General features: G+C 66.0%; 17 protein-coding genes. 10 read left to right on the top strand and 7 right to left on the bottom strand.

The features are described from left to right. Positions 1-356 precede the first annotated feature (356 nt). The 4 genes from ACGLHR_RS07160 (at position 357) to ACGLHR_RS07145 (ending at position 4,504) form a co-directional block, all read left to right on the top strand. A complete protein-coding gene (locus tag ACGLHR_RS07160; protein ID WP_400092908.1) occupies positions 357-1,088 on the top strand; it encodes a glutathione peroxidase in 732 nt (243 codons plus the stop codon). A gap of 185 nt (positions 1,089-1,273) precedes the next feature. Beyond that, positions 1,274-2,665: a dihydrolipoyl dehydrogenase gene (locus tag ACGLHR_RS07155; protein WP_400092966.1), complete on the top strand. Its 1,392-nt coding sequence runs from the start codon at positions 1,274-1,276 to the stop codon at positions 2,663-2,665. Between the two features lie 159 nt (positions 2,666-2,824). Further along, on the top strand, positions 2,825-3,694 hold the full coding sequence (locus ACGLHR_RS07150) for a mechanosensitive ion channel family protein (protein WP_400092907.1): 870 nt from the start codon (positions 2,825-2,827) through the stop codon (positions 3,692-3,694). A 513-nt stretch (positions 3,695-4,207) separates the two neighbouring features. Further along, positions 4,208-4,504, top strand: coding sequence for a YciI family protein (locus ACGLHR_RS07145; protein WP_400092905.1), 297 nt, complete (start codon positions 4,208-4,210; stop codon positions 4,502-4,504). A gap of 61 nt (positions 4,505-4,565) precedes the next feature. Here ACGLHR_RS07145 and ACGLHR_RS07140 read toward each other — a convergent pair whose 3' ends face one another. The 5 genes from ACGLHR_RS07140 to arsN2 all read right to left on the bottom strand — a co-directional run bounded on the left by ACGLHR_RS07140 (position 4,566) and on the right by arsN2 (position 8,053). Further along, positions 4,566-5,099 carry a hypothetical protein gene (locus tag ACGLHR_RS07140; RefSeq protein ID WP_318234465.1) on the bottom strand — a complete coding sequence of 178 codons (534 nt, stop codon included), beginning with the start codon at positions 5,097-5,099 and terminating at the stop codon, positions 4,566-4,568. Positions 5,100-5,260: 161 nt separating this feature from the next. After that, positions 5,261-6,058, bottom strand: coding sequence for a fumarylacetoacetate hydrolase family protein (locus tag ACGLHR_RS07135; RefSeq protein ID WP_400092904.1), 798 nt, complete (start codon positions 6,056-6,058; stop codon positions 5,261-5,263). A 92-nt stretch (positions 6,059-6,150) separates the two neighbouring features. Then, on the bottom strand, positions 6,151-6,594 hold the full coding sequence (locus ACGLHR_RS07130) for a BLUF domain-containing protein (RefSeq protein WP_318234467.1): 444 nt from the start codon (positions 6,592-6,594) through the stop codon (positions 6,151-6,153). Positions 6,595-6,639: 45 nt separating this feature from the next. After that, positions 6,640-7,365, bottom strand: a complete 726-nt coding sequence (gene folE, locus ACGLHR_RS07125; RefSeq protein ID WP_318234468.1) for a GTP cyclohydrolase I — start codon at positions 7,363-7,365, stop codon at positions 6,640-6,642. A gap of 259 nt (positions 7,366-7,624) precedes the next feature. Next, entirely contained in the window at positions 7,625-8,053 is a 429-nt protein-coding gene (gene arsN2, locus ACGLHR_RS07120) for an arsenic resistance N-acetyltransferase ArsN2 (RefSeq protein ID WP_318234469.1), read from the bottom strand. 320 nt (positions 8,054-8,373) lie between these two features. Here arsN2 and ACGLHR_RS07115 point away from each other — a divergent pair, with 320 nt between their 5' ends. Together ACGLHR_RS07115 and ACGLHR_RS07110 are read left to right on the top strand one after the other, a co-directional pair. Then, complete coding sequence (locus tag ACGLHR_RS07115) at positions 8,374-10,209, top strand: ATP-binding protein (protein WP_400092902.1); 1,836 nt, start codon at positions 8,374-8,376, stop codon at positions 10,207-10,209. A gap of 348 nt (positions 10,210-10,557) precedes the next feature. Beyond that, positions 10,558-10,857 (top strand): nicotinamide mononucleotide transporter, encoded by a 300-nt coding sequence (locus ACGLHR_RS07110; RefSeq protein ID WP_318234471.1) that lies wholly within the window; start codon positions 10,558-10,560, stop codon positions 10,855-10,857. Positions 10,858-10,947: 90 nt separating this feature from the next. Here ACGLHR_RS07110 and ACGLHR_RS07105 read toward each other — a convergent pair whose 3' ends face one another. Further along, positions 10,948-11,742 carry an IclR family transcriptional regulator gene (locus tag ACGLHR_RS07105; protein WP_318234472.1) on the bottom strand — a complete coding sequence of 265 codons (795 nt, stop codon included), beginning with the start codon at positions 11,740-11,742 and terminating at the stop codon, positions 10,948-10,950. Positions 11,743-11,927: 185 nt separating this feature from the next. Between ACGLHR_RS07105 and ACGLHR_RS07100 the strand changes: the two genes are divergently transcribed. Genes ACGLHR_RS07100 through ACGLHR_RS07085 form a run of 4 tightly spaced genes read left to right on the top strand, consistent with a single transcriptional unit; the run spans position 11,928 to position 15,432 of the window. After that, a complete protein-coding gene (locus ACGLHR_RS07100; protein ID WP_400092899.1) occupies positions 11,928-12,692 on the top strand; it encodes an ABC transporter substrate-binding protein in 765 nt (254 codons plus the stop codon). A gap of 6 nt (positions 12,693-12,698) precedes the next feature. Continuing rightward, complete coding sequence (gene ehuD / locus ACGLHR_RS07095; protein ID WP_400092897.1) at positions 12,699-13,367, top strand: ectoine/hydroxyectoine ABC transporter permease subunit EhuD; 669 nt, start codon at positions 12,699-12,701, stop codon at positions 13,365-13,367. Next, the gene (locus ACGLHR_RS07090) at positions 13,364-14,122 is read left to right on the top strand and encodes an amino acid ABC transporter ATP-binding protein (protein ID WP_400092895.1); all 759 of its coding nucleotides are present in this window, start codon (positions 13,364-13,366) and stop codon (positions 14,120-14,122) included. The genes ehuD and ACGLHR_RS07090 overlap by 4 nt, the downstream gene beginning before the upstream one ends. Beyond that, a complete protein-coding gene (locus ACGLHR_RS07085) occupies positions 14,119-15,432 on the top strand; it encodes an NAD(P)/FAD-dependent oxidoreductase (RefSeq protein WP_400092893.1) in 1,314 nt (437 codons plus the stop codon). Before ACGLHR_RS07090 ends, ACGLHR_RS07085 begins: the two co-directional genes overlap by 4 nt. A gap of 12 nt (positions 15,433-15,444) precedes the next feature. On the opposite strand, the gene ACGLHR_RS07080 is transcribed toward ACGLHR_RS07085, so the two are convergent. After that, the gene (locus ACGLHR_RS07080) at positions 15,445-16,704 is read right to left on the bottom strand and encodes an arsenic transporter (protein ID WP_400092892.1); all 1,260 of its coding nucleotides are present in this window, start codon (positions 16,702-16,704) and stop codon (positions 15,445-15,447) included. Between the last annotated feature and the right edge of the window lie 5 nt (positions 16,705-16,709).

Genomic DNA, 16,709 nt, shown 5'->3' with positions numbered 1-16,709 from the left:
CGCCCACCCTGGAAGTGCATGCCTTGGCCCAAATGTAAGGGGTGCGCCGGCAGATAGATCTGAGAATTATCTGAAAAGTCGTGCGAACTTTCCGTGGCTAGCGCTTTTTCTGCCTATTTAAGTGATTCAAAGGTTACATCAAGTAGTGCCGCCGCAATGGCAACGATGTATCAGGCATGCGAAGCCTTCTTCGAAGGCTTGCAACAACCCCATAGGGTCAGGCTATCCACTGGTCATAGCAAAAATCAATCATCGTCTTTGTAACGATGAATTGTACAAATCACCTCCGGACGAACAGAATCGGGTCTTCGCTGCAACACGCGGCCATTCACCCCAAGTCATCCAGGAGCTAATCCATGCTGCAATCCCGTGAAGGTCAACGCATCCCCAATGTCACGTTCCGCGTTCGCGAGAACAACGAATGGAAGACCGTGACCACGGCCGACTTGTTCGAAGGCAAGACCATCGCGCTGTTCTCGCTGCCGGGCGCATTCACCCCGACTTGTTCGTCGACCCACCTGCCGCGCTACAACGAGCTGGCGCCGGTGTTCGCCAAGCACGGCGTGGACGCGATCCTGTGCGTCTCGGTCAACGACACGTTCGTGATGAACGAGTGGGCGAAGGACCAGGAGTCGGAAAACATCGTGATGATTCCCGATGGCAACGGCGAATTCACCGAAGGCATGGGCATGCTGGTCGACAAGGCCGACCTGGGCTTCGGCAAGCGCAGCTGGCGCTATTCGATGCTGGTCAAGGACGGCATGGTCGACAAGATGTTCATCGAGCCGGAAGAGCCGGGCGACCCGTTCAAGGTGTCGGACGCTGACACCATGCTCAACTACATCGCCCCCAACGCCAAGAAGCCCGACCAGGTCGTGGTGTTCTCCAAGGTGGGCTGCTCGTTCTGCGCCAAGGCCAAGCAGATGCTGTCGGACCACGGGTTCAATTACATCGACGTGCCGCTGGAGCACAAGATCCGCGGCAAGGTGCTGGGTGCCTTGTCGGGCGACATGACCGCGCCGCAGATCTTCATCAACGGCAAGCTGATTGGCGGCGCGGACGCGCTTGAGACCTACCTCGTTCGCTAAGCCTCGGCCAGCGACGCAACACGCTTGACCGCCGCAGGGCGCGGCGCCGGCAAGTCCGGCAGCCGCGTCCCAGTCGGCGGACCCGATGGCAGCGCCACCTGGTGCCATCGGGTCCGTTGATTGACACAGCCTTTACCAGGAACGCCGAGATGACCATCACGCAGAACGTGCAGAACCCGCAGACCGTGCAAACCATCCAGACCGACGTAGCCGTGATCGGCGCCGGCACGGCAGGCCTGGCCGCGTACCGCGCCGCCCGCGCCGCCGGCAAGCGCGCCGTCATCATTGAAGGCGGCCCCTATGGCACCACCTGCGCCCGCGTGGGCTGCATGCCCTCCAAGTTGCTGATTGCCGCGGCCGAGGCCGCGCATGAGCTGCGCCACACGGCCCCCTTCGGCGTGCATGTGGATGGCGAGATCCGCATCGACGGGCGCGAGGTCATGGCGCGCGTCAAGCGCGAGCGCGACCGCTTTGTCGGCTTCGTGGTGCGCGGCGTGGATGGCATTCCCGCCGAGGACAAGGTGAGCGGCTATGCTCGCTTTATCGACAACACCGTGCTGCAGGTTGGCGAGCACACCACGGTGCGTGCCAGCCGCGTGGTGATTGCCACCGGCTCCAGCCCCATCATCCCGCCGCCGTTCAAGGTGTTCGGCGATCGCCTGGTGGTCAATGACGACGTCTTCGCCTGGGACGACCTGCCGCGCCGCGTGGCCGTGTTCGGGCCCGGCGTGATCGGGCTGGAACTTGGCCAGGCACTGTCCCGCCTGGGCGTGCAGGTGCGCGTCTTCGGGCTGCGCGGCGGCGTGGGCCCGCTGACCGATCCGGCCATCAAGGCCAATGCCGTGGCCAGCTACCGCGAGGAGTTCTACCTTGACCCGGACGCGCAGCTTGGCGAGATGCGCCGCGAGGGCGACGAGGCGGTGATCAGCTTTACCGATCTCTCGGGCAACACCGTCACGGAGCGCTTCGACTACGTGCTCGCCGCCACCGGCCGCCAGCCCAATGTGCGCGGCCTCGGGCTTGAGCACACCGGCCTGGAACTGGATGGGCGCGGCATGCCGGTGTTCGATCCGGCCACCCTCCAGTGCGGCACGGCGCCGATCTTCATCGCCGGAGACGCCAACGACGTCCTGCCGCTGCTGCACGAAGCGGCCGACGAGGGCAAGGCAGCCGGCGAGAACGCCGCGGCCTATCCGGCGGTGCGCCCGTTGTCGCGCCGCGCCCCGATTGGCGTGGTCTTCACCGACCCGCAGATCGCCATGGTGGGCCAGCGCCATGCCGACCTCGAGCCGGACAGCTTTGTCACTGGCGAGGTGAGCTTCGAGGACCAGGGCCGCAGCCGCGTGATGCTCAAGAACCGTGGGCTGATGCACGTCTATGCCGACAAGGAAAGCGGGCGCTTTCTCGGTGCGGAATGGACCGGCCCGCGCGCCGAGAATATCGCGCACTTGCTGGCCTGGGCTTACCAGCAATCGCTCACCATCGACCAGATGCTGGCCATGCCGTACTACCACCCGGTGGTGGAAGAGGGCCTGCGCACCGCGCTGCGCGATGCGCAGTCGCAGCGCGCCGGCTGAGCGCTGCCGGCGTTGCGCGTCGCACTGGCTGTCCCCGTGGCAGCCAGCGGGTTGGCTCCGACAGAATTCTTTGCAATCCCGTCCTGTACCTGCGCTGTGCGCACGGCGATACTGCCGCTCAATGCACACAACGTCGGGAAAAAGGAAAAGGAGGAAGCGATGGAGCTGACCACGCTGCAGAAATATCAGGACCTGGCCGTGGCCTATGCCAGCGACTTTGGCGTGAAAGTGCTCGCGGCCATCGCCTTCTGGGTGATTGGCCGCTGGCTGATCCACATGGTAGTGCGGATGGTGCAAGCGTCGCTCGGGCGCCAGAAGGTGGACCCTACGCTGCTGCGCTACGTGGGCTCGATCATCACGGTCACGCTGAACGTGGTGCTGGTGATCGGCATCCTTGGCTACTTCGGCATCCAGACCACCAGCTTCGCCGCGCTGATTGCCGCTGCCGGCGTGGCCATCGGCATGGCATGGTCCGGCCTGATGGCCAACTTCGCGGCCGGCGCCTTCCTGATCGTGCTGCGTCCCTTCAAGGTAGGCGACTTCGTCACCGCGGCCGGGGTCACCGGCACCGTGCGCGAGATCGGCTTGTTTGCCACCACGCTCGATACGCCGGACAACGTGCTGACCGTGGTCGGCAACAACAAGATCTTTGCCGAGACCATCCAGAACTTCACGGCCAACCCGTCACGCCGTGTCGAGCTGAAGGCGAAACTGGCGGGGAGCACTGATCATGCCGCCGCCATCGCCTTGCTCAAGCAGCATGTGGCGGCCATCCCCAATGTGTTGGCCGCTCCGGCCGTCGACGTGGAAATCCTGGAATTCACCCTCGTCGGGCCGGTGCTGGCGGTGCGCCCGCACTGCCACAACGACCACTACTGGCAGGTGTACTTCGACACCAACCGCGTGATTCGCGAGTGCTTCGGCGAGGCCGGCTTTGCCGCGCCGATGCCGGCGCAACTGGTGGTGATGCAGGCCGCGGCCAGCCACGCCGGCGAGCTGCCGCGCGCGCTGCCGGCAGCCACAGCTTAGCCGGCACTCACTTCGACACGGCGCCCCGCCGGACACCTTGGCTTCTGGTGTCCGGCGGGGCGCCGTTGTCGTTTTGGCTTGCTCTGGATCGGCGCCCGCGGCGCGCTATCTTCCCGTTGACGACGCCGTCAATCCGTTGTAGGCAGTGGGGACGATGGGCTCGCCCGCCTGTCCGGGTTGCAGTTGCCCGTTTTGTGGGCAGTCCGATGGGGTCCGCGTGCTAGAGCCATTTGCGGAGCTTGTTGACAGTGTTATCCACATAAAGTGTGGATAACACTGCGGGGCGACAGCGGGGGAGGAATGAGGCCCGGCGGGTTTGTCAAGCCTGGAGTCCAGGTTTTTCCTGGCCGCGGGGGAGCACCGGCGGCCGGCGCGGATTCCCTGCCGGCTTGTGCTGCCGGCGCGGAATCGGCGAAACTCTTCGCCGGGAGTGATCGGCATGGCACTGCCGCCATGCCACCCCTGCGATTGCCCATGCCCTATTCCAACCCTACATCACCCGAGGACAACGCCATGCCATTCCTGATCGAAACCTGGGACAAGCCGCAGCACCAGCAAGTGCGGCAAGCGGCCCGAGCCGGGCACCTGGCGTTCCTGGACGCCCAGAAGGCCCTGCTGCTGGCCTGCGGGGCCAAGCTTAACGATGACGGCAGCGATGCCGGCGGCGGCTTCTATATCGTCGACCTGGACACCCGCGACGCGGTGCAGCAATTCATCGATGCCGACCCGTTCACACAGGCCGGCCTGTTTGCCGAGGTGCGCATCACGCGCTGGCGCAAGGCCTATCTTGGCGGCGAGAGCTACCTGTAGCCCTGTTGCCTTGTAGCCAGCGGGCGCGCTGCCCAGGTGCCCTGATGGACGGGGTGCGCGCTCAGCCGCTGCGTGCCATGCCGTCCGCCTCCGGCTCACGCCGTTCCAGGTTGGCGTAGGCATCCGCCGCGATCACCCCGAACATGACGTGGGCGAACAGGCTTTCCCACCCGCGCGCCTCGTCGAACCAGTTGAAGTACCGGCCCATCACGTAGAAATTCACCAGGTAGACCAGCACCCCGAACACCGCGCCCACCAGCGTGGCCATGCCGATGCTGGAATCAAAGCGGAACGACGCGATGAGCATGGCCAGGATTGTCGCCAGCACGATCGACAAGCCAAAGTGCACGATGCCCGCGGCCAGCACGATGGTCCAGCTGAACGCATCGGCGGACGCCAGCGCCTCCCGGCCGAGCATGAGGGCAGCCACCATCTTCACCGTGCCCCACGCTCCCTGGTACAGCACAAAGCGTGCCGTCAACAACTCCAGTACAACGTACAGGGTACCCGCGATCACGCCCGCAATCGCGGCGGCGCGCCAGTCCGGCGCGCGGCGGGCGAAACGGTGCGGCTGCATATGCAAATGGAGTTCCATGAACGGCTCCTTCTCACCAGCGGCCTGAAAGCCAGGCCCTTCTGATAGTTCTAGCCTATCCGCTGGAAATGCCAAGGCCGCGAGTGCGCGCGAAGCGCCTCGGCCGGCAGCCTGGGTGACGAGAAAGAGACGGGAGGGATGGGGCCGCAAGGGCCCCGAATTCAGGCTGCGGCTTGCGGCGCGAGCTTCACCACGAGTTCGCCGCCGCCATAGGTGGCCTGGACCGTATGGGCGCCGGCCGGTACGTCGAACGGGCGCGTCAGCGTGCCGGTGGTCACCACGGTTCCCTTGCGCAACGTGACGCCGCGTTCGGCGGCATGCGCCAGCAGCGATTGCAGGGCTTCCAGCGGGTAGACCGCATCGTCGCCGGCAAGGGGCTGCGAGCACGCCACGCCGTCAAGCGCCACGCTGGCGCTCGCGCGGACGTCTTCCATGGCGTCGGTGTCGATCTTCGCGCCCAGCACCAGCGCATGGAAGCCCACGTTATCGCCGGCAAACGCCGGCATGCCCACCGCACCGCGGTCTTCATAGCGCGACAGCACCACCTCGACGGCAACCTGGGCGCTTTCGATCAGCTCGGCCAGCGCTGCCGGCGCCAGTTCGGCCTTCAGGGGCGCGACGTCGCGCGCCAGCCGCACCGCGATCTCGAACTCGATCGTCACCACCGCGCCCAACGGGACCGGCACGGCATCGCCCGAGGCAAAGCAGCGCGAAGCGCCCACCTGGCCCACCAGTGGGCGCGCCAGCTTTGCGCGCCGCATGGCGTTGGCACTGCCGACACCCAGCTTCCAGCCCACCACCGGATCGCCGAGGGCTGCGATGAAGCGATCCTGCACGTCATAGCCGCCGCAGAGCGTCGCCGGCTTGGCGTCGGCGGGCAGGTCTGCGAATTGCACGCCGCGCCGGCAGGCATCGGCCAGCAGCATCGCCGCGGGGCCGGGGTTGAAGGGTGCGCTCACGAATTCTCCTGGGTGATTGGTGATGGGTGATGGATTGTCGGATTGTTGGGTTGTCGATCCGGGGGACTGGCCGGATCGCAAAACGAACTGCCTTAGAAGCGATGCCGCTCCGAGGTGCGCCCCACGATCGACGCGCCCGCGATCAGCTCCTTGAGCAGCGCCTGCGAGGCGTGGCCGCTGGTGCGGTAGGGATCAAGCTCGCCGTGGGCGGAATACTTCAGGATGGTGGCCATATTGACCTTGCCGGTATTGACCAGGCCCATCGCCCAGCCGGCAAACTCGCGCTCGAGGATTTCCTCGTAGTACAGCAGCACCACGTCCTCGTGGCGCGCGTCCCGGCCGATTTGCTGGTACAGGCGCGAGACTTCGGTGCGGCCGCCTTCCAGCGCCTGCATGAAGATGCCGTTGCCGTAGCACAGCACGCCGGTGATGCCGTGCTTTGGGTTATTCGCCACGCTGGTAGCGACGATGTCGTCTACCAGCGCGGGATCGGCCGGCTGGCATGCGCGGCTGGCGTAGAGCAGGCGTACGAGCATGTTGTCTCCACTGGGTTTGCGTGCTTTGCGGTGAATGGCGCTGGCTTAGTCGCGCGACCGGTTCAGCAAGGTCAGGAACTCGCGGCGCAGGCTGTCATCCTTGAGGAACGAGCCGCGCATCACGCTGTTGGTCATCTTTGCATCGGTGTCGCGCACGCCGCGCCAGTGCATGCAGAAATGCTCGGCTTCCATGACGATGGCCAGCCCGTCCGGGCTCATCTTTTCCTGCAGCAGGTCGGCCACCTGGGTCACGGCTTCCTCCTGGATCTGCGGGCGGCACATGATCCATTCGGCCAGGCGCGCATACTTGGACAGCCCGATCAGGTTGGAATGCTGGTTGGGCATCACACCCACCCACAGCTTGCCGATGATCGGGCACAGATGATGCGAGCAGGCGCTGCGCACGCGCAGCGGGCCCACGATCATCAGCTCGTTGATGCGCTCCGCGTTCGGGAATTCGGTCACATTGGGCTGGTTGACGTAGCGGCCCGCAAAGATCTCCTTCAGGTACATCTTGGCCACGCGGCGCGCCGTCTCGCGGGTGTTGTGATCGTTGTCGATATCGATCACCAGGCTGCGCAGCACCTCTTCCATGCGCGACTGCACTTCATCGAGCAACTCGTCCAGTTCGCCGGGCTCGACGTACGCGGAGATATTGTCGTTGGCATGGAAGCGCTCGCGCGCCGCCTGCAAACGCGACCGTATGCGGGTCGACACACTACCCAACGCCTCGTCGAGGCCGGGGTCGGGTGCTTGGTGGTCGGATTCCATATCGTGCGGTTCGTGGCTGTCGTTGAAGGATCGTTGAAGGACTGGCGAGCAGGCGGGCATGGCTTGCCGCTATGCCCTTGGCCCGCAAGGCCTCTGCTCGCCTCTTTGCGCTTACTTTACAACAATATCCTACGCCGGCTCCGGCTAGCCATGGGTGCGTGGCACGCAACAGCGCGAGGGATGGGAAGGGGGCTGGCCAGCTCACGATGCGGCTGGTCCGCATCGCGGGCGCGGGCCCTTGGCAGGGACGCCTGCAGCGCTACAGCGCGGCTTGCATCAAGGTGGCGGATGCCGGGCAGGCTTCGCGGGACAACGCGGTATCGAGCAGTTCCTGCGGCATGCAGGCGCGTTCCACGGGCTCAAAGCCCAGGCGGGCAAAATAGTCGACGGCAGTGGTGGTTTGCAGCACCACGGACTGCACGCCGCGCGTGCGCGCCTCGGCCAGCATCGCAGCCACCAGCAATTCGCCAAGGCCCGCCGAGCGCGCGCGTTCGGCCACGGCGACCGAGCGCAGCACGGCCACTTGCCCATAGTTCTCCACGCCGGCGCAGCCGAGCAGGCCAGCGTTGTCGCGCACGACCAGGAAATTGCCGATGTGCTCCGCTACGCCGTCCACCGCCAAGCCGCAAGCCTGCAGCAGGTCCTGTACTTCCTTAGTGTCTTTTTCGTTTGCATAGTGCGGGCGCATGTTGCCCTCCTGCCCTTCGGGCTGTTCTTCGTATCTTAAGTTCAGACTGGCTTTACGGTGCCTAGGGATAGTTCTTAAGTAGATTCGCGTACTGGACAGCCGGCGCGGTCGGTTCCGTCCGGAAAAGCGACACCTCGGGCCCTGCGGATCCGGGTTTTCACTGGTTCGCTATTGCCCTGGGTGTGCAATAGCGATCGTCGCGCTCGCCTGGCGCGCTTGCGGCCGCGCGATTGGCCCTTCTCGCGCGGCCGGACGTGGAAATCCGCTACCATTCCCTGCAGGCAACCGGTCCTGCGTTCCGACGGCAAAAGCGACACTCCATGGCTGTGGCACCTGCTTCCCCTCCCTCTTCCCCTCCAGCGACCCCTTCCGCTTCGCTGCTGCGGGCGCGCCGCGCGGGCATCCTGAAGACCGATGAGCTTGGCCAGCGCGCTGGCCGTTCTCCCGACTACGGGGCGGAATGCGTGGCCTTGCGGCGCCTGGCAAGGGCGCTGGTGTCGTCGGACCTGGCGCTATTGCAATCCCTGGCCAATTCGGCGTTGAAGCTCTGCGGCGCGGGCAGCGCCGGCATCAGCCTGCCGGAGGCCAGCGGCGATGGTGCGAAGACGTTGCACTGGACCGCGACGGCCGGCCTGTGCAATGACCTGGTCGGGCACGCCGTGCCTTGCGACGATAGCCCGTCGGGCATTGCACTGGAACTGGGCAGCCCGCAGTTGCTGGCCTACCCGCAGCGGCATTTCAGCTGCCTGCCGCCGCTCTCGCCCGAGGTGGTCGAGGAACTCGTCGTCCCGATCCCCGGCGATGGCGAGCCCTGGGGCACCATCTGGGTCATGACGCATGAGCAAGAGCGCGTGTTTGACGAAGAAGATGCGCGCCTGCTGGAGAGCCTGGCCAGCTTTGCGGGCGCGGTGCTCAACATGTCGCGCAGCAAGGATGCCGCCATCGCCGAAGCCGCGCAGGCCCGGGCCGCGCGGGAAGCGCTGCAATTGTCGGATACGCGCAAGGACGAATTCCTCGCCATGCTGGGGCATGAGCTGCGCAACCCGATCGCTGCCATCGACAGTGCGATCAAGGTCAGCAAGCGGCTCGCGCAGGTGCAGCAGGCCACCTCCGGCATGCTCGATATCGCCGAGCGGCAGATGCGCCAGCTCAAGCGCCTCACCGACGACCTGCTCGATGCCTCCCGCATCAAGCAAGGGAAGGTGCCGATCGTGCGCACCCACGGCAATATGCAGGACATCGTGGGCGATGCCTTGTCCTCGGTGGCATCGGATATCGAATGGCACGGCAACGTGCTGACCACGGACCTGCCCGAGACGCCCGTGATGGTGTACGCGGATACGGCACGGCTGACGCAGGTGGTCACCAACCTGTTGTCCAATGCGATCAAGTACACGCCGCGCGGGGGCACCATGGACCTGTCGGTCCGCGTAGACCCCTCGCCCCATGGCGATGCGCCGGCCGAACCCAACGCAGGCGACGCTTGCAACGCGTCGGCGGCGGAGGTCGATCTCGATCGCATGGACACGTTGGTGATCACCGTCAAGGACGATGGCATCGGCATCGATCCGGCGTTCCTGCCCAATGTGCTGGACATGTTCAGCCAGTACGCAGGCGAATCGCAGGGCGGCGGCCTTGGCGTGGGGCTGGCCATCGTCAAGCGCATGGTGGAACTGCATAACGGCACGGTGACGGTGCACAGCGATGGCAAGGGCCTGGGCACGATGGTGCAGGCGCGCCTGCCCGTGGTGTGCGCGCATCCGGGGACGTCCAGCGCCGGGCAGTCGGGCAAGCTCGCGGCGATGCGCATCCTGCTGGTGGACGACAACACCGAAGGCCTGCGGGCGCTGGGCATGTTACTGGAGCTTGACGGGCACGAGGTCAAGCTTGCCGTCAGCGGCGAAGACGCGCTGGAGATTGCACAAGGGTTCACGCCCGACGTAGCGCTGATCGATATCGGCCTGCCAGGCATCGACGGCTTCGAGCTGGCGCAACACCTGCGCAAGATGCCCGCGTTCGCTTGCACTCGCCTGGTGGCACTGAGCGGCTATGCTTCCGACGCCGACAAGGCCAGGGGCGCGGCAGCCGGCTTCGATTCGCACCTGGCCAAGCCACTGGCGCTGGAAGCCCTGGCGGAGATCTTGTCGCGGCAGTAGAAAACGGGCGGGACGCAGGGCCCTGCATCCCGCCCGCCCTCCCTGTAGGACATCACCCCACCCAAATCAGAGTCTCCCCTACGGCCGTGTCGTGCCAGCCACTCCATACTGGAGGAACGCCAACACCACCTGCCGTCGAATGCTAGCTTTCCTGCTGCTCACTCTCGCCGGCCTCGGGGTCATCGTGATCGTCATCTACCTGGCCAAATAAGCCGGCTGCGAACCAAACTGCGCTAACTATCCCCCAAACCCCTTGCTCAGCACGAGCTGTCACGCTAAGCTTCGTTCTACATTGTATGCAAAACATGAACACAAAATAAATCTGAATCCAATCAGGAGACAAGCGCGATGGATCTGGCGCAACAGTACATTCCCAATCTGCTCAATGGCCTGGAGTGGTCCGGCTGCGCGCTGGCGATGAGCGGCTCTTTGCTGGTGGCCCTGCACAACAAGGCCTCGCGCTGGGGCTGGATCGCCTACCTGTGCTCCAACATCGTCTGGAGCGTGTTCGCCCTGGTGACCGGCACCTACGGCCTGTTCGTGCAGCAACTGGGCTTTACCGCGACCAGCATCTACGGCCTGTACCGCCACACGCAATTTCATCGGCAGCAAGAGAGCGAGCAGGGCGTCGGGCAAGCGCACGCCTGATGCACGCCTGATCTGGCCTGAGGCACTTTCGTTGGCAACCCCGCTGGCAACCCCACCAGCGGCATCTTGCGCGCGGGCAAAACGCCGCGGCTAGCCCATCGTGCGCGCTGAACTGCTCACCGCCCGTGCGCACTGCAACAGCGGCGGCCCGAGCTTGCGCTCGGCTTCCTCGCGGGTCCAGCGGCCGGTGGGCGCAACCAGGTGTATCGCGCCAAGCGGCCGTCCATTGCCCCCGATCACCGGCGCGGCAATGGTCATGTCGCCAAGGAACAGCTCCTCGCTGTTGACCGCGTACCCGCGCTGCCGGGTCTCACGCAGCTTCTCCATGATGTCCGCCACTTCCGTGCAGGTGTGGACCGTATGTGCGGTCCGCGCCGAGCGCTCGATCATGGCGCGCGCTTCGTCCTCCGGCAGCGCGCTCAGGTAGGCGCGGCCGGAGCCGGTGCAGTACATCGGGATACGGCTGCCGATCGGCATATGCACCGGCACGAAGTGGGCGCTGACAAAGCGCGCGACATAGACCATGTCGAGCAGGTCCGGCTCCGTCAGGCAGGACGTCTCGGTGGTGACCTTGGTCAGCTCGGAGAGAAAAGGGTTGGCCACCTCGATCAGCGGGTTGGCGGCCAGGTAGTTGAAGCCGATCTCCATCACGCGGGGTGTCAGCTGGTAGCGCCGCGTCTGCGGATGCTTGCGCAGGTAGCCGAGCTGCTCCAGCGTGAAGACCATGCGCTGGGCCGAGCTCTTGTTGATGCCGGCCGCGTCCGCAACGTCCGCGATCGTCATGGTGCGGCGCTGCGCGCTGAACGCGCGCAACACGGCCAGTCCCTTCTCCAAAGACTGGTTGAACAGGAGGCTGGCGGAATCGTTGGTTTCAGGTTGCGACATTTTATGTGCTTCAAGAAGCATTTAATCAAGTCATAGAATCGCATATCGATTTCAATAAAGCAATTACTGGTTAACGACAATTATTTTTCGAGTACGTGTAATTGAAAATTGGCATGCTCATTGCATAAGTCGGTGGGTCGCCCCCACCCGGGCGCCTTTTGTTCCCTTCCGCTAGGAGTGTCCGCATGTCTCGATTCACCATGTCCCGCCGCGCCGCACTAATCCTGTGCGCCGCCAGCACCGTTTCGTTCGCCTGGGCCCAGGGACCGGCGCCAACCTACAACGTGGGCGCGACGGCCACCGGCGTGCCGTTTACCTTCCTGGACATCAAGACCAACACCATCCAGGGCATGATGGTCGATACGGTCACGGCCGTCGGCAAGGCGGGAGGCTTCAACGTCAATGTGCAGCAGACCGTTTTCTCCGCGCTGATCCCGTCGCTCACCGCCAGCAAGATCGACATCATCTCGGCCGCCATGCTCAAGACGCCGGCGCGCCAGCAAGTGGTGGACTTCAGCGATCCGGTCTATGCCTACGGCGAAGGCCTGATCGTCAAGGGCGACGACAACAGGGCCTATGCCTCGCTCGATGAGCTCAAGGGCGAGATCGTTGGGGCGCAGGTGGGCACGGTCTTTCTCGACATGCTCAACAAGAAAGGCATCTTCAAGGAAGTGCGCAGCTACGACTCGGTGGCGGACATGACGCGCGACCTGACGCTAGGCCGCATCAAGGCCGGCCTGGGCGACCAGCCCATCATTGCCTACCAGATCCGCCAGAATGCCTTCCCGGGCGTGAAGCTGGCCGCCAGCTACAAGCCGGTCAACGTCGGCGACGTCTGCCTGGTCGTGCGCAAGGGCGACACCGAGACGCTGGCCCGCATCAACAAGGCCATCGCCAAGATCAAGGCCGACGGCACGCTGGCCGGCATCATCCAGAAATGGGGCATGTGAGTTCCCATGGACGCTAACTTCTTCCAGCACGCGCGGGAGTTCCTGCCGATCCTGCTGCAGGGCGCGGTGGTCACCGTCGAGGTGACCGTCCTCGCCTTCGCGCTCAGCAGCTTGCTCGGGCTGGCGCTGGCGCTGATGAAGCTGTCGCCTGCGCGCACGCTGTCGTGGGGGGCGTCCGGCGTGATCAACGCGATCCGCGGCCTGCCGATCATCGTGCAGCTGTTCTACATCTACTTTGTGCTGCCGGATGCGGGCATTCACCTGACGGCCTTCCAGGCCGGCGTGATCGGCCTGGGCATCGCTTACTCGGCCTACCAGGCGGAGAATTTCCGCGCCGGCATCGAGGCCGTCGACCCGGGCCAGCGCGAGGCCGCGCAGGCCATGGGCATGCGCCCGGCGCTGGTGATGCGCCGGGTGATCCTGCCGCAGGCGTTCCGCATCTCGCTGCCGCCGTACGGCAACACGCTGGTGATGATGCTCAAGGACTCGTCGCTGGTGTCCACCATCACCGTGGCGGAGATGACGCGCGCGGGACAGCTGATTGCCTCGTCCACGTTCCAGAACATGACGGTCTACACGCTGGTGGCGCTGCTCTACCTGCTGATGAGCTTGCCGCTGGTGTTCGGGCTGCGCCGGCTTGAGCGCCGCCTTGGCGCGGGGAAGAAAAAACCATGATCCGGATCGACAACCTGCAGAAGTATTTCGATGACCACCACGTGCTGCGCGGCGTGAGCCTGCACGTCGATGCGGGCGAGGTGGTCTGCCTGATCGGCCCGTCCGGTTCCGGCAAGTCCACGGTCCTGCGTTGCATCAACGGGCTGGAGTCCTACGAGGGCGGCGAGATCCGCGCCTTTGGCGAGCGGGTCGACCGCAGCGGCAAGGACATCCACCGGCTGCGCAGCCGCATGGGCATGGTGTTCCAGCGCTTCAACCTGTTCCCGCATCGCAGCGTGCTGGAAAACGTGATGGAAGGCCCCGTGTACGTGAAGGGCGAGAGCCGGGACAAGGCGCGCGGCGAAGCCATGGAACTGCTGGAAAAGGTCGGCCTGGCCGCCAAGGCGCAGGCGTATCCGCCGCAGCTTTCCGGCGGGCAGCAGCAGCGTGTGGCGATCGCCCGCGCGCTGGCGATGCAGCCGGAGGCCATGTTGTTCGACGAGCCCACCTCGGCGCTCGATCCGGAGCTGGTTGGCGACGTGCTGGAAGTCATGCGCAACCTGGCACGCGAGGGCATGACGATGATCGTGGTGACGCACGAGATGGGGTTCGCGCGGGAAGTGGCCGACCGTGTGTGCTTCCTGCACAGCGGCACCATCGTAGAGGAAGGGGCGGCCGCGCAGGTGCTGGGCGCGCCCCGGCACGCGCGCACGCAGGACTTCCTGCGCCGCGTGCTGCAAAAGCCGGTGGAAACGGCGGGAGACCTGGCGCCATGACCTCCAGCCAGTTTGCGCCAGGCCGGCCGGCCCCGGCCGTCCCTTTGCCGTCCTCCCTGTGGGCGGCCACGGCCCCACCCGCGCCGCCCACGCCCGCGCTGGGCGAATCGCTCGCCACCGATGTGCTCGTCATCGGCGGCGGTTTCACCGGCCTCTCGACCGCCCTGCACCTGGCCGAGACCGGCGCGCGCGTGTGCGTGCTGGAAGCCAACGAACCTGGCTGGGGTGCGTCCGGGCGCAACGGCGGCCAGGTCAATCCCACGCTCAAGCACGATCCCGACGAACTGGTGCGCCTGTTCGGCGCCGCGCGCGCCGAGCCATTGATCGATGCGGTATCGCGCTCGGCCGACCTGGTGTTCGACCTGATCGCGCGCCACAACATCGATTGCCAGCCCGTGCGCAGCGGCTGGCTGCAACTCTCGTATTCACCGGGCGCGGTACCCGCGATGCATGCCCGCGCCGGGCAATGGGCGCGCCGCGGGGCACCGGTGGAAGTGCTGGACCGCGCCGCGGTAGCGCGGCGCGTGGGCACGCAGGCCTTCGCCGGCGGCTGGCTGGATGGCCGCGCCGGCGCCATCCAGCCGCTGGCCTTTACGCGCGGGCTGGTCAAGGCCGCGCAGCAGGCGGGCGCCGCCGTGCATGGCGGCACGGCGGTGACGGCGCTGGAGCGCCAGGGCGCGCAGTGGGTGGCAACGACGGCCTTGGGCACCACCGTGACCGCCGCGCAGGTCGTGATCGCCACCAACGGCTACACCGGCCCGCTGTGGCCCGGCCTGGCGCAAACGGTGCTGTCGGCCAACAGCTTCATCGTGGCCACGCAACCGCTTAAGGATGCCGAGGCGCAGGGCATCCTCACGCAAGGCGAGACGGCCTCCACCTCGCAGCGGCTGTTGCTGTATTTCCGCAAGGATGCGCAGGGGCGCCTGCTGATGGGGGGGCGCGGGTTCTTTGCCGATCCGCGCGGGCCGCAGGACTTTGCCCACCTGGAGCGCTCGCTGGAATTGCTGTTTCCGCAACTCGGCCCGCTGTCCTACGAATATCGCTGGGCAGGGCGCATCGCCATCACGCGGGACTTCATGCCCCATGTGCATGAGCCCGCGCCGGGCATCGTCATGGCCTTGGGCTGCAACGGGCGGGGCATCGCGCTGTGCACCAGCCTGGGCCAGCATATCGCGGCGCGGCTGGCGGGCAAGGGCGGGGATTTTCCCTATCCGATCACGCCGGTGACCGGGATTCCGCTGCATGGCCTGCAGCGGTTCTACATTGCCGCGGGCGTGGCCTGGTACAGCTTGCTGGACAAGCTGGGCTGAGGCCGGCAGCGCTCAAAGCAGCAGCGAGGCCAGGGCCGGCACCAGCGCTAGCGGCATCACCAGCGCGCCGATGCGCAGGAACTGCAGCGCGCCGACGTGCTGGCCCTCGCGCCGCAGCGCGGTCAGCCATAGCAGGGTCGCCAGCGAGCCGGTGACGGACAGGTTAGGCCCGAGGTCAATGCCGATCAGCACCGCGTCGGTGACCTGCGTGGAGGCATGGCTGGCCGCCAGCGCCGAGGACGCGAACAACCCGGCCGGCAGGTTGTTGACCACGTTGGACACCAGCGCCACCGTGGCGCCGGTCACCCAGACGCCGGCCGCCGGCGAATGTTGCGACAGCGCCTGCACCAGGTGGGCGAGCTTGCCGATCAGGCCGGTCTGCTCCAGGCCCGCCACCAGCACGAACAGGCCTGCCACCAGCGGCAGCACGCCCCAGGAAATCTCGCGCAGCGCCGGCAGGCACAAGCCGGGGCGGCAGGCGCAGACCAGCAGCAGCGTCGCCACGCCGGCCAGGCAGGTCGGCCAGCCCAGGTCGGCGCCCAGCAGCGATGCCGTCAGCAGCACCAGGCCCATGGTTACGATGCCGGCGGCGGTCAGCTTGGCTTCCAGCGTCAGCGGCGGCACTGGCACGTCGGTTGCGATGCGCTCGCGCAGCGCGTCGCGCTGGGTCCAGTAGAGCGCGGCAAGGGTTGCCACGATGGCCACCAGCGACGGCAGCGTGAAGCGCGCCAGCCATCCCATCAGCGAGGGCATGTGCTCGCCGAAGATGACCAGGTTGGCGGGGTTCGAGATCGGCAGCACGAAGCTGGCGGCGTTGGCGATCAACGCACAGCTGTACAGGTAGGGCAGGGGATGCTTGACCTTGGCGGCGCGGGTGGCAGCCAGCACGGCCGGCGTGAGCACCACGGCGGTGGCATCGTTGGACATGAACACGGTGACCAGGGCGCCGAAGCCATAGACCAGCAGGAACAGCCGCCGTGCCGATCCTCCTGCCTGTCGCACCGCCACGGCCGCCACATGGTCGAACAGCCCGGTCTTGCGCGCCAGTTCCGACACCAGCATCATGCCGCCGAGAAAGAGGTAGACGTCATAGCCGCGCGCCACGGCGGCCATGGCATCCGGCACGGCAAGCAGCCCGGTCACGCACAGCAGCAGCGCGCCAGCTACCGCCCAGAAGGCCTCCGGCAGCCGGAACGGCCGCGTGATGACGCCCGCGGTGGTGGTGGCTGCCACCGCCCAGATCAAGGGGCCGCTGTAGGGAGAGAGATTCATCGGAG

Source organism: Cupriavidus sp. CuC1 (genome assembly GCF_044627735.1).
In the GTDB taxonomy this organism is placed as follows: domain Bacteria; phylum Pseudomonadota; class Gammaproteobacteria; order Burkholderiales; family Burkholderiaceae; genus Cupriavidus; species Cupriavidus ulmosensis.
Note: the sequence above shows the minus strand (reverse complement) of the source record. Positions and strands in the feature narration are given on the sequence as shown.

Bases quoted from the DNA above. Each gene is read 5' to 3' on its own strand.
- ACGLHR_RS07090 (WP_400092895.1), top strand. From the start codon at position 13,364: ATGATCCGGATCGACAACCTGCAGAAGTATTTCGATGACCACCACGTG.
- ACGLHR_RS07100 (WP_400092899.1), top strand. From the start codon at position 11,928: ATGTCTCGATTCACCATGTCCCGCCGCGCCGCACTAATCCTGTGCGCC.
- ACGLHR_RS07140 (WP_318234465.1), bottom strand. From the start codon at position 5,099: ATGGAACTCCATTTGCATATGCAGCCGCACCGTTTCGCCCGCCGCGCG.
- ACGLHR_RS07150 (WP_400092907.1), top strand. From the start codon at position 2,825: ATGGAGCTGACCACGCTGCAGAAATATCAGGACCTGGCCGTGGCCTAT.
- ACGLHR_RS07085 (WP_400092893.1), top strand. From the start codon at position 14,119: ATGACCTCCAGCCAGTTTGCGCCAGGCCGGCCGGCCCCGGCCGTCCCT.
- ACGLHR_RS07080 (WP_400092892.1), bottom strand. From the start codon at position 16,704: ATGAATCTCTCTCCCTACAGCGGCCCCTTGATCTGGGCGGTGGCAGCC.
- ehuD (WP_400092897.1), top strand. From the start codon at position 12,699: ATGGACGCTAACTTCTTCCAGCACGCGCGGGAGTTCCTGCCGATCCTG.
- ACGLHR_RS07110 (WP_318234471.1), top strand. From the start codon at position 10,558: ATGGATCTGGCGCAACAGTACATTCCCAATCTGCTCAATGGCCTGGAG.
- ACGLHR_RS07130 (WP_318234467.1), bottom strand. From the start codon at position 6,594: ATGCTCGTACGCCTGCTCTACGCCAGCCGCGCATGCCAGCCGGCCGAT.
- arsN2 (WP_318234469.1), bottom strand. From the start codon at position 8,053: ATGCGCCCGCACTATGCAAACGAAAAAGACACTAAGGAAGTACAGGAC.
- folE (WP_318234468.1), bottom strand. From the start codon at position 7,365: ATGGAATCCGACCACCAAGCACCCGACCCCGGCCTCGACGAGGCGTTG.
- ACGLHR_RS07160 (WP_400092908.1), top strand. From the start codon at position 357: ATGCTGCAATCCCGTGAAGGTCAACGCATCCCCAATGTCACGTTCCGC.
- ACGLHR_RS07115 (WP_400092902.1), top strand. From the start codon at position 8,374: ATGGCTGTGGCACCTGCTTCCCCTCCCTCTTCCCCTCCAGCGACCCCT.
- ACGLHR_RS07145 (WP_400092905.1), top strand. From the start codon at position 4,208: ATGCCATTCCTGATCGAAACCTGGGACAAGCCGCAGCACCAGCAAGTG.
- ACGLHR_RS07105 (WP_318234472.1), bottom strand. From the start codon at position 11,742: ATGTCGCAACCTGAAACCAACGATTCCGCCAGCCTCCTGTTCAACCAG.